Origin of the sequence: Streptomyces sp. NPDC002884, assembly GCF_040295245.1 — a bacterium.
Classification (GTDB): domain Bacteria; phylum Actinomycetota; class Actinomycetes; order Streptomycetales; family Streptomycetaceae; genus Streptomyces.
This window is the reverse complement of sequence record NZ_JBEOVB010000018.1, coordinates 153,447-165,169: the sequence shown is the minus strand read 5'-3', so window position 1 is coordinate 165,169 and position 11,723 is coordinate 153,447. Positions and strand designations below refer to the sequence as shown.

Annotated in this window: 10 protein-coding genes; 8 read left to right on the top strand and 2 right to left on the bottom strand. The window is 73.1% G+C overall.

Annotated features, from left to right (window positions below; all coding sequences use genetic code 11):
• Positions 1-164: 164 nt before the first annotated feature.
• Complete coding sequence (locus ABT070_RS30110; protein ID WP_351765076.1) at positions 165-530, bottom strand: DUF6479 family protein; 366 nt, start codon at positions 528-530, stop codon at positions 165-167.
• A gap of 146 nt (positions 531-676) precedes the next feature.
• Here ABT070_RS30110 and ABT070_RS30105 point away from each other — a divergent pair, with 146 nt between their 5' ends.
• From ABT070_RS30105 to ABT070_RS30085, 5 genes are all read left to right on the top strand, one after another.
• Entirely contained in the window at positions 677-1,069 is a 393-nt protein-coding gene (locus ABT070_RS30105) for a four-helix bundle copper-binding protein (protein ID WP_351765074.1), read from the top strand.
• A gap of 110 nt (positions 1,070-1,179) precedes the next feature.
• Positions 1,180-2,358 (top strand): acyl-CoA dehydrogenase family protein, encoded by a 1,179-nt coding sequence (locus ABT070_RS30100; RefSeq protein WP_351765072.1) that lies wholly within the window; start codon positions 1,180-1,182, stop codon positions 2,356-2,358.
• Positions 2,359-2,367: 9 nt separating this feature from the next.
• Positions 2,368-3,213, top strand: a complete 846-nt coding sequence (locus tag ABT070_RS30095) for an oxygenase MpaB family protein (protein WP_351765070.1) — start codon at positions 2,368-2,370, stop codon at positions 3,211-3,213.
• 58 nt (positions 3,214-3,271) lie between these two features.
• Positions 3,272-5,506, top strand: a complete 2,235-nt coding sequence (locus tag ABT070_RS30090; protein ID WP_351765068.1) for a serine/threonine-protein kinase — start codon at positions 3,272-3,274, stop codon at positions 5,504-5,506.
• A gap of 45 nt (positions 5,507-5,551) precedes the next feature.
• Positions 5,552-7,168 carry a phytoene desaturase family protein gene (locus tag ABT070_RS30085; protein WP_351765066.1) on the top strand — a complete coding sequence of 539 codons (1,617 nt, stop codon included), beginning with the start codon at positions 5,552-5,554 and terminating at the stop codon, positions 7,166-7,168.
• A gap of 17 nt (positions 7,169-7,185) precedes the next feature.
• Here ABT070_RS30085 and ABT070_RS30080 read toward each other — a convergent pair whose 3' ends face one another.
• Positions 7,186-7,995 (bottom strand): SDR family NAD(P)-dependent oxidoreductase, encoded by an 810-nt coding sequence (locus ABT070_RS30080; RefSeq protein ID WP_351765064.1) that lies wholly within the window; start codon positions 7,993-7,995, stop codon positions 7,186-7,188.
• Between the two features lie 87 nt (positions 7,996-8,082).
• Here ABT070_RS30080 and ABT070_RS30075 point away from each other — a divergent pair, with 87 nt between their 5' ends.
• From ABT070_RS30075 to ABT070_RS30065, 3 genes are all read left to right on the top strand, one after another.
• Positions 8,083-8,934 (top strand): helix-turn-helix transcriptional regulator, encoded by an 852-nt coding sequence (locus ABT070_RS30075; RefSeq protein ID WP_351765061.1) that lies wholly within the window; start codon positions 8,083-8,085, stop codon positions 8,932-8,934.
• Positions 8,935-9,003: 69 nt separating this feature from the next.
• The gene (locus ABT070_RS30070; protein ID WP_351765059.1) at positions 9,004-10,113 is read left to right on the top strand and encodes an NAD(P)H-dependent flavin oxidoreductase; all 1,110 of its coding nucleotides are present in this window, start codon (positions 9,004-9,006) and stop codon (positions 10,111-10,113) included.
• On the top strand, positions 10,110-11,663 hold the full coding sequence (locus ABT070_RS30065) for an acyl-CoA synthetase (RefSeq protein WP_351765057.1): 1,554 nt from the start codon (positions 10,110-10,112) through the stop codon (positions 11,661-11,663). The genes ABT070_RS30070 and ABT070_RS30065 overlap by 4 nt, the downstream gene beginning before the upstream one ends.
• The last annotated feature ends 60 nt before the right edge of the window (positions 11,664-11,723 follow it).

Here is an 11,723-nt window from a genome sequence, read left to right as displayed (position 1 = left end):
CAGGAGATCCGCAGCCTCCAGTCCGTGATCACCGAGGTCCGCCGCTTCCGCGCCGACCAGGGCCTCCAGCCCGGCCAGCGGGTCCCGGCCCGGCTCGACTCCTCCCGTGTGGCCTGGCGGGCGACCGGCTCCGGTCGCTCCGTGGCTCGTCCCGCCGGTCCGTGTCAGTGCGAGCCGAGCCCGCCCCCGCCGAACGAGCCGCTGCTGCCGCGGCTCCAGCGCGGCCGTGTCTTGTCCCCGCTCGACCGCGTCTGCATGTTGGTCAGCTCGTACGGGGTGAGGGGACGGCCGCCCTCCGCCGTCCGGGGCACCTCCTCGGGTTCCCGGTTCTCGCGTATCTCGTGCACCGCGCCACCCGGGGGAAGGTGCGGCTGTTCCTCGGGGCGCGGCCGGGCCGGCTCGCGCGACTTCACACGCGAGCCCAGCCAGAAGCTGCCGCCCAGCACGGCCAGGACGGCCAGCGCGACCACGAACAGCACGAGGCTGAGCAGGCCGCTCGCGGCGGCCAGCTGAACGCTTGCGGTAGTCATATCGGGTGAATACCCACCAGATAGGGCATGAACCCGCCATTCCGGCCCGATGACTCTCCGCCGCCGCCGCCTCGCGCACGGCGATCGGTGCCGCCGTCGGGCGGGTCCACGGGTTTCGCCCCGCCTCGTCCGGCTACCCGTCAGGGGTGACTTCGACGACATCCCAGACGTACCAGACATCGCAACAGGAGCTCTTCCGATTTCTGGAGGACCGCTTCGCCTGCGCCCAGGCGTGCACCGAGTGCGCGCGGGCCAGTGCGCTGCGCGCGAGCCTCGTGGAGCCGGACGGGACCGACGAACAGGCGCTGCTGCGCCGCAAGGGCATCATGTGCGCGGAGGTGTGCGACGCGACCTGCCGTGTGCTGTCCGAGAACAACCGCCTGGACGAGGCCGGCATCCGTGCCCAGCTGGAGTGGTGCCGGACCGTCTGCCTGGAGACCGCCCATGTCTTCGACAAGCACCCGGGAGCCGAGGAGGGCGCCGCCGCCTGCCGGGCCTGCGCCGAGGCCTGCACGGAGTTCATCGGGACGCTGGCCTGAGACCGGGGCTGCTCCGTACCTGAGGAAAAGAGCCTCCGCCATTCCCAATTTCTGAAACACGTTCTACCGTGTGCGCCGTCAGGACCGGCCTTGGGGAGCCAGGAGGCGCCGTGCACCTCGACCACACGCCCGAGCAGCTGCGGCTGCGCACCGAACTACGTGCCTACTTCGCCGAGTTGGTGCCGCACAACGCCTACGCCCGGCACATCGACCCGGCCGCCGCGAAGCGCTTCTACCGCAAGACGATCCGTCGGCTCGGCACGGACGGCTGGCTCGGCGTCGGCTGGCCCGAGGAGTACGGCGGCCGCGGCCTCACCCCGATCGAGCAGTTCGTCTTCTTCGACGAGGCCGCCCAGGCCGGCGTGCCGCTGCCGCTGATGGCGCTGAACACGGTCGGACCGACGATCATGCGGTACGGCACCGACGAGCAGAAGGCCTACTTCCTGCCGAAGATCCTCGCCGGTGAGATCGACTTCGCGATCGGCTACAGCGAACCCGACGCGGGCACCGACCTCGCCGCGCTCAAGACGCGCGCGGTGCGCGACGGCGACACGTACGTCGTCAACGGGCAGAAGATCTGGACGACCAACGGCGACACCGCCGACTGGGTGTGGCTCGCGGTGCGCACCGACCCCGAGGCCCCGCCGCACAAGGGCATCACCATGCTCCTCGTGCCGACCGGAGACCCCGGGTACTCCTGCACGGTCATCCGCACCCTCGCCTCCCACGACACCACGGCCAGCTACTACGAGAACGTGCGCGTCCCCGTGTCCCGACGCGTCGGCGCCGAGAACCAGGGCTGGCGGCTGATCACCAACCAGCTCAACCACGAGCGGGTGACCCTCGCCGCGCACGGCACGATGGCGATCCGCGCCCTGCACGACGTGCAGCGCTGGGCGACGGAGACCAAGCTCGCCGACGGCCGCCGGGTCGTCGACCTGCCCTGGGTGCGCCGGCGGCTCGCCCGGACCCATGTGAAGCTCGACGCGCTGAAGCTTCTCAACTGGCAGATGGTCGGCGCCCTCCAGAACGGCACCCTCACCCCGCAGGACGCCTCCGCCGTCAAGGTCTACGGCTCGGAGGCCCGCCGGGACGCCTACGCCTGGCTGATGGAGGTCGTCGCCGCCCCCGGCGCACTCCAGGAGGGCTCGGCGGGCGCCGTGCTGCACGGCGAGCTCGAACGCGGCTACCGCTCCGCCGTGATCTTCACCTTCGGCGGCGGCAACAACGAGATCCAACGGGAGATCATCTCCTGGATCGGCCTGGGGATGCCACGGGTACGGCGTTAGCCTGCCGGTATGAAGGCCGACCCGGGGCTCTTCCGACCGACCAGTGTGACCTGGCAGGTGCACGGTGATCCGATGATGTGGGTCGCCGGGGTCCGCGCGCTCTATCTCCAGGCGCTCCATCCGCGTGCCGTACGCGGGGTCATGCAGAACTCCGACTTCCGGCGTGACGCCTGGGGCCGGCTGATGCGCACGGCCGACTTCGTCGGGACCACGACGTACGGCACCACCGAGGCCGCCGAGAAGGCCGGCGCCCGTGTCCGCAAGATCCATCGCATGCTGTCTGCGACCGATCCGGACACTGGGGAGCGGTACGGCGTCGACGAACCCGAGCTGCTGCTGTGGGTGCACTGCGCCGAGATCGATTCCTACCTGCACGTCCTGCGCCGCTCCGGCTACCCCCTCACCGACGCCGCCGCCGACCGCTACCTCGCCGAACACCGCGTCAGCGCCCGCCTGGTGGGGCTCGACCCCGACGCCGTACCCGCCGACCGGGCCGACATGGACGCGTACTTCGAGAAGACGCGGCCCGAACTCGCCGCCGGGGCGGAGGCGCACGAGGTGGACGACTTCCTGCGGCGGCCGCCGGTCCACCCCCTGCTCGTCCCGGCGCGCGCCCTGCTGTGGCGGCGGGTGGCGCACCTGGCGTACGCCTCCCTGCCGCCGTACGCCCACCAGCTGTACGGCAGACGGGCCCCGGAACCCGCCACCGTCACCAGGCAGTTGCGCGCCACGGGCACCCTGCTGCGCTGCGTTCCCGCACGTCTGCAGTGGCAACTCCCGCCCAAACACATCCTGCGGGCCATGGCGAGGCTCGGGCCCGAAGCTCGCCCGGCCCCGTTCAAAGTCGGGCGATAGGCCGCCATACTGGACCGGCCAGGAGAGGGCCGGAAAGCGACGGGGGCGGCGGCGCACTATGGCGGAGAGCAAGCTGATCCAGGGCCGGTACCGGCTGTTGGACCGGATCGGGCGCGGTGGCATGGGCGAGGTGTGGCGGGCCCGTGACGAGTCCCTCGGCCGGCAGGTGGCCGTGAAGTGCCTCAAACCGATCGCCCCGCACCACGACCCGTCCTCCGGGCGCGTGCTGCGGGAACGGTTCCGGCGTGAGGGCCGTGTCGCGGCCGGGCTCCAGCACCGCGGGGTGACGGTCGTCCACGACTTCGGCGACAGCGACGGTGTCCTGTTCCTGGTCATGGAGCTCCTCGACGGCAGCAACCTGTGCCAGTTGCTGGACGACAACGAGCGCCGGCCGCTACCCGTCCCCGACGTCCTGGAGATCGCCGACCAGGTCGCGGGGGCCCTCGCCTACACGCACCGGCAGGGCGTCGTGCACCGCGACCTGAAGCCCGCGAACATCGTGCGGCTCACCGACGGCACGGTGAAGATCTGCGACTTCGGCATCGCCCGCCTAGGCCACGACATCGGCTTCACCTCCCGTCTCACCGGCACCGGCATCGCCATGGGCACCCCGCACTACATGTCCCCGGAGCAGATCGGCGGGGAGGAGGTCGACCAGCGCAGCGACCTCTACTCGCTGGGCTGTGTGCTGTACGAGATGGCCACCGGCGCCCCGCCGTTCGACCTGGAGGACCCCTGGGCGATCCTCGTCGGACACCGGGACACCCCGCCCCGGCCGCCGCGCGAACTGCGCCCCGACCTGCCCGAGCACCTCGACCGGATCATCCTGGACCTGCTGGCGAAACGGCCCGACCGGCGCCCCCAGGACGCCGGGGAGATCGTCCGGCGCATCGCCGCGGGCCGCACCGCACCGGCGTACGTGCCCACCCTGGTGACACCCCGGCCGGAGCCGCTGCCGTCCGGGCCCGCCGGCCGCGAGCCGCGGCTGCCGTCCTGGACGCAGGGCATGACCACCGGCCACAAGGCCACCGGGGCCGCCGGACTGCGGGTCGCGCCGCCGGACGCCGGGGCGGCCCTGACCGGCGAGTGGATCCCCCGGCCGGCGCTCGGCGCGGTCCCCGCCCCGGCGGCCCCGGACGCGCCGTCCCCGCAGGCGCTCTCCGCGCTCGCCGGACGGCACGGCGCCGGCCTCAGCCTGGGGCGGCTCGGCCGCTGGGCGGAGGCCGGGGAGGTGCACCGCGCCGTCGCCGCCGAACGCGCGCACCTGCTCGGCGCGGACCACCCCGAGACACTCGCCAGCCGCTACGAGGTCGCCTTCACCCTGAGCCGCACCGGCCGTGCCGCCGACGCGCTGCGCGAGTACCAGGACGTGGCCGCCGCCCGTACCCGGGTGCTCGGCGCCGACCACGCCGACACGCTCGCCACCCGGCAGGAGATGGCCTACGTGCTCGGCCGGCTGGGCCGCCACTTCGACGCCCACCAGGTGTACACCTCGGTCCTCGCCGCCCGGATACGCACGGCGGGCCCCGATCACCCCGACACCCTGCGCTGCCGCCACAACCTCGCCTTCAACCTCAGCAGGCTCGGCCGTCTGGAGGAGTCCCACCGGATGGCGAGCGAGGTGGCCGTCGCCCGTGCCCGCGTCCTGGGCGCAGCCCATCCGGACACCCTGGTCACCCGCTACGAAGTCGCCTATGCCCTGGGGCAGTTGGGCCGTTGGCCGGAAGCCCTCCAGACCTACCGCGAGGTCGCCGCGGCCCGCGCGCAGGCTCTCGGACCCGACCACCCCGACACCCTCGCCGCCCGCTACGAGACCGGCATCAGCCTGGGCCGGCTCGGCCGCAGCACGGAGGCGCTCCAGCTCTACCGCGAGCTCGTGGAGGACCGCACCCGCATCCACGGCCCGGCGCATCCCGAGACCCTGCGGGCCCGCCACGGCCTCGGCGTCAACCTCGGCCGGCTGGGCCGCTGGGAGGAGGCGCTCGCCGAGTCCCGGGACGTGTGCGCCATCCGTGAGCGCGTGCTCGGCGCCGACCACCCGGACACGCTGGTCAGCCGTCGCGAGGTCGCCGTCGGCCTGGGCTGGCTGGGCCGCTGGACCGACGCGCTGACCGAGTACCGGCGGGTGGCCGCGGCCCGCGAGCACGTGCTGGGCGCCGATCACCCCGACACCCTCGCCGGCCGCAACGACGAGGCCCACTGCCTGGAGCGGCTCGGCCGGGGCCAGGAGGCGGTCGAGCTGTACCGGAGGGTGGCGGTGCTGCAGCAGCAGCGGGCGGCCGGCGGAGCGTAGCCCCCACCTCTGGCCGACCTTGATCGGCCCGTGTTACGAAGAACCATGCCTGAACACGAGGGACACGCGGGACACACCGGACACGCGGAACACGAGGATCGCCGGGGACACCGTGCGCATGACGTCGTCATCGTCGGCGGCGGCCACAACGGACTGGTCGCCGCCGCCTATCTGGCCCGGGCCGGCCGGTCCGTGCTGGTGCTGGAACGGCTCGACCACACCGGCGGGGCCGCCGTCTCCACCCGCCCGTTCAGCGGCGTGGACGCCCGGCTGTCACGCTACTCGTACCTGGTCAGCCTGCTGCCGCAGAAGATCGTGCGGGACCTGGGGCTGGACTTCCGCGTCCAGGGCCGCACCATCTCCTCGTACACCCCGGTGGAGCGCGGCGGGCGGCCCACCGGCCTGCTCGTCGGCGGCGGCGAGGAACGCACCCGGGAGGCGTTCGCACGGCTGACCGGCGGCGAGCGCGAGTACGCGGCCTGGGAGCGCTTCTACGGCATGACCGGGCGCGTCGCCCGGCGGGTCTTCCCCACCCTCACCGAACCGCTGCCCACCCGGGACGAGCTGCGCCGTCGCGTCGACGACGAGGAGGCCTGGCGGACCCTGTTCGAGGAGCCCGTCGGCGTCGCCGTCGAGGAGCGCTTCACGGACGACCTGGTGCGCGGTGTGGTCCTGACCGACGCCCTCATCGGGACCTTCGCCGACGCCCACGACCCCTCCCTGAAGCAGAACCGCTGCTTCCTCTACCACGTGATCGGCGGCGGCACCGGCGCCTGGGACGTACCCGTGGGCGGGATGGGCGCCCTGACCGACGCCCTCGCCGGCGCCGCCCGGGCGGCGGGCGCCGTCCTGGCCACCGGGCACGAGGCCGTACGCATCGACACGGACGGCCGTACGGCGGAGGTCACCTACCGCACCGCCGACGGCGAGGGCGTCGCCACCGCCCGGCACGTCCTGGTGAACGCCTCCCCGCAGGCGCTCGCGGCCCTCACGGGCGGCGAGCCGCCCACCCCTGCCGAGGGCGCCCAGCTCAAGGTGAACATGCTGCTCGAGCGGCTGCCCAGGCTGCGGGACAGCTCCGTCGACCCGCGCGAGGCGTTCGCCGGCACCTTCCACATCGCGGAGGGCTACGAGCAGCTCGCCGCCGCGCACGCGCAGGCGGCCGCCGGTCAACTGCCGGCCGCCCCGCCGTCCGAGATCTACTGCCACTCCCTGACCGACCCCACGATCCTCGGTCCGGACCTCGTGGCGCGGGGCTACCAGACGCTGACCCTGTTCGGCCTGCACACGCCCGCCCGGCTCTTCGAACGGGACAACGACGCCGTGCGCGAGGAGCTCCTGAAGGCGACCCTCGCCCAGCTGGAGGCCCATCTCGACGAGCCCCTCGCCGACTGTCTGGCCACGGACGCGGACGGCCGCCCCTGCATCGAGGCGAGGACCCCGCTGGACCTGGAACGCGACCTCGGGCTGCCCGGCGGCAACATCTTCCACCGCGACCTGGCCTGGCCGTACGCCCAGGAGGGGGCCGGCCGCTGGGGCGTGGAGACCCGGCACGCCAACGTGCTGCTGTGCGGCGCGGGCGCGGTGCGCGGGGGAGGGGTCAGCGGGGTGCCGGGACACAACGCGGCGATGGCGGTGCTGGAAGAGCTCGCCGGCGGCTGAGCGTGAGCGGCGCGGGATCAGGCCCGCAGGCCCCCGTCGACCCGCAGGACCGTGCCCGTGACGTAGGACGCCCGGTCGCTCAGCAGCCAGGCCGCGGCCTGGGCGACCTCGTCCGGGTCGGCGGCGCGGCCCAGCGGGGTCTGGGCGTTGAGCCGGCCGACGATTCCCGGGGTGCTCGCCTCCCAGGCGTCGATCATCTCCGTCAGCGTGGTGCCGGGCGCGATGGCGTTGACGCGGATGCCCTCGGGGCCGTAGGTGGCGGCGGCCGACGCGGTCAGGCTGTTCAGCGCCCGCTTCGCCGCGCCGTACACGGGAAGATTCGGGTTGGCCATCAGACTGCCGACGCTGGAGGTGTTCACGATGGCGCCGGTCCCCGAGGTGGCGCGGATCGCGGCGATCTGCGCCTTCATCGCCAGCCAGGGCCCCTTGAGGTTGACGGCGAGGACATGGTCGAAGTCGTCCTCCGGCAGCTGGTCCAGGGGGCCGGGCGGCTGGATGGTCGCCGCGTTGTTGAAGGCGACGTCGAGCCTGCCGTACAGCTCGACGGTCCGGTCGACGGCGGCCCGGACGCTCGCCGGTTCGGCGAGGTCGCAGCGCACGTACTCCGCGGTGCCGCCGGCCGCCCGGATCTCCTCGGTCACGGCCTTGAGCTGGGTCTCCGTGCGGGCCGCGAGGAGTACCTCGGCGCCTTCCCGGGCGAACAGCCGGGCCGCCGCGGCGCCGATGCCGCGACCGGCGCCGCTGACGAAGGCGACCTTGCCGGCGAGCAGGCCCGAGGCCGGGTGGGAAGCCGGGCGGGAGGTGGTGCTGGTCATTGTGTGGGTCATGCCGAAGAGCCTGCGCCCGGCCGCGCCGCCGATCCAGGCACCACCGGTACCTGGCTGGGCGCACGGCGGTCCGCGCACACTGAGGGGGTGGACCGACGAGAACTGGCCGATTTCCTGCGCGGCCGACGTGAGCGCATCACCCCTGCCGACGTGGGACTGCCCGCCGGAGCGCGCCGGCGCACCCCTGGGCTGCGCCGCGAGGAGGTGGCCCAGCTGGCGTTCATCTCGACCGAGTACTACACCCGCCTGGAGCAGGCCCGAGCCCCGCACCCGTCCCGCGAGGTGCTGGCCCAGATCGCCCGCGCCCTGCGGCTGTCGGACGCCGAGCGCGACCACCTCCACCACCTCGCGGGCACACCGCCCGGACCTCGTCCCGGCCCCTCGCGCGAGGTGCGGCAGAGCATCGTCGACCTGCTGAACCGGTTGCCGCAGGCCGCGGCGATCGTGCTGTCGGCGGCCTACGAGGTCATCGCCTGGAACGGCCTGGCCGCCGCCCTCCTGGAGGACTTCTCCGCCCTGCCGCGGCGTGACCGCAACCTCGTCCGCAGGGCCTTCCTGGAGCCCTGGCGCGGCGGTACCCGGCTGTACAGCGTGTCCGACGCCGACGAGTTCGCCCGGACCGCGGTCCAGCACCTGCGCGGCGCCGCCGCCCGCTACCCCGGCGATCCCGAACTGACCGCGCTGATCGACGAACTCCTCACCGGCAGCGCGGAGTTCGCCGAGCTGTGGGCGGCCCACGAGGTGACCGCGCGGCCCACCCTGTGCAAGACCTTCGACCACCCCGTCGTCGGTCTGGTCGCCGTCAACTGCGATGTCCTGGACATCACCGACCGGGACCAGCGGGTGGTCGTCTACACGGCGGCCCCGGGCTCGCCGTCCGAGGAGGCGCTGCGGCTGCTGTCGGTCGTGGGCACCCAGCGGATGAACGTGCCCGGCTGAGGACAGCAAATCTGACGGAGTATCAGAAAGAGGCTTCCGTCGTCGCATCGGCTGCGGCATCCTGCGCCCATGCAGACGGAGCTGAGCAATCAACTGGGAGTCGAGCACGCCGTCTTCGGCTTCACGCCGTTCCCCGCCGTCGCCGCGGCCATCAGCCGCGCCGGCGGCTTCGGTGTGCTCGGCGCGGTCCGCTACACCGCGCCCGACGACCTCAAGCGCGACCTCGACTGGATCGAGGCGCATGTCGACGGCAAGCCGTACGGTCTCGACGTCGTCATGCCCGCGAAGAAGGTCGAAGGCGTCACGGAGGCGGACGTCGAGGCGATGATCCCGCCGGCGCACCGGCAGTTCGTGCAGGACACCCTCGCCAAGTACGGCGTGCCCGAGCTGGCCGAGGGCGAGGCGTCCGGATGGCGGATCACCGGCTGGATGGAACAGGTCGCCCGCGGTCAGCTCGACGTCGCCTTCGACTACCCGATCCGGCTGCTGGCCAACGCCCTCGGCTCCCCGCCCGCCGACATCGTCGCCCGCGCCCACGAACAGGGCGTGCTCGTCGCCGCCCTCGCCGGAAGCGCCCGGCACGCCCGCAAACACCAGGACGGCGGCATCGACATCGTCGTCGCCCAGGGCTACGAGGCGGGCGGCCACACCGGCGAGATCGCCTCCATGGTGCTCACCCCCGAGGTCGTCGAGGCCGTCCACCCGCTGCCGGTCCTCGCCGCCGGCGGCATCGGCAGCGGACAGCAGGTCGCCGCCGCCCTCGCGCTGGGCGCGCAGGGGGTGTGGCTCGGGTCGGTCTGGCTGACCACCGCCGAGGCCGACCTGCACTCGGCCGCCCTCACCCGCAAACTCCTCGCGGCCGGCTCCGGCGACACGGTCCGTTCCCGCGCCCTCACCGGGAAACCCGCACGCCAGCTGCGTACCGAATGGACCGACGCCTGGGACGCCGACGACGGACCCGGCACCCTCCCCATGCCACTGCAGGGGCTGCTCGTCGCCGAGGCCGTCTCGCGCATCCAGAAGTACGAGGTCGACCCCCTGCTCGGCACGCCCGTCGGCCAGATCGTCGGCCGGATGAACGACGTCCGCAGCGTCCAGGCCGTCTTCGACGACCTCACCCGAGGCTTCGAGCGGGCCGTGGACCGCGTCAACCGCATCGCCGGAAGGAGCGGCACATGACCACCACACCCCCCGCGGGCTTCTGGGCCCAGGCGGCCGAGGACCCCGACCGCACGGTCCTGATCGCGCCGGACGGAGCGCGGTGGAGCGCCGGACGTCTGCACGCGGCCGCCAACCGGCTCGTGCACGGACTGCGCGCCGCCGGTCTGGAGCGCGGCGACGCCTTCGCCGTCGTGCTGCCCAACTCGGTCGAGTTCTTCACCGCCCACCTCGCCGCCACCCAAGCCGGTTTTTACCTCGTCCCGGTCAACCACCACCTGGTGGGCCCCGAGATCGCCTGGATCGTCTCCGACTCCGGAGCCAAGGTCCTCCTCGCCCACGAGCGGTTCGCCGACCAGGCACGCCGGGCCGCCGACGAGGCGGACCTGCCCGGCACCCACCGGTACGCCGTCGGCGAGGTCGAGGGCTTCCGGCCCTACGCCGAACTCCTCGACGGACAACCGGAGTCGCCGCCCGCCGACCGCACCCTCGGCTGGGTCATGAACTACACCTCGGGCACGACGGGCCGCCCGCGCGGGATCCGGCGCCCGCTGCCCGGCAAGCTGCCCGAAGAGGCGTACCTCGGCGGATTCCTCGGCATCTTCGGCGTCCGGCCGTTCGACGACAACGTGCACCTCGTCTGCTCGCCGCTCTACCACACGGCGGTGCTCCAGTTCGCGGCCGCGTCCCTGCACATCGGCCATCCGCTGGTCCTGATGGACAAGTGGACGCCCGAGGAGATGCTCCGTCTCATCGACACCCACCGGTGCACGCACACCCATATGGTCCCGACCCAGTTCCACCGGCTGCTGGCCCTCCCCGCGGACGTCCGGGCGCGCCACGACGTGTCGTCCATGCGGCACGCCATCCACGGCGCCGCGCCCTGCCCCGACCATGTGAAGCGGGCGATGATCGACTGGTGGGGCACCTGTGTGGAGGAGTACTACGCGGCCAGCGAGGGCGGCGGCGCCTTCGCCACGGCCGAGGACTGGCTGAAGAAGCCCGGCACGGTCGGCAGGGCCTGGCCCATCAGCGAACTGGCGATCTTCGACGACGACGGAGAACGTCTGCCGCCCGGCGAACTCGGCACGGTCTACATGAAGATGACGACCGGCGGCTTCGCCTACCACAAGGACGACGACAAGACGAGGAAGAACCGCATCGGCGACTTCTTCACCGTCGGCGACCTCGGCGTGCTCGACGAGGACGGCTACCTCTTCCTGCGCGACCGCAAGATCGACCTGATCATCTCGGGCGGCGTCAACATCTACCCCGCCGAGATCGAGTCCGCGCTGCTCGCCCACCCCGCCGTCGCCGACGCCGCCGCCTTCGGCATCCCGCACGACGACTGGGGCGAGCAGGTCAAGGCCGTGGTCGAACCGGCCCCCGGCCGCGAGCCCGGACCCGACCTCGCCGCCGCCCTCCTCGACCACTGCGCCGAACGGCTGGCCGGCTACAAGCGCCCCAAGAGCATCGACTTCATCACCGAGATGCCCCGCGACCCCAACGGCAAGCTCTACAAACGGCGGCTGCGGGAGCCGTACTGGGAGGGGCGGACACGGCCCGTGTGAGCGGGGTCCGGCGGACGGGTGTGCCGCTCCTTCCCCGGAGGGAGCGGTGCCACGACGGTC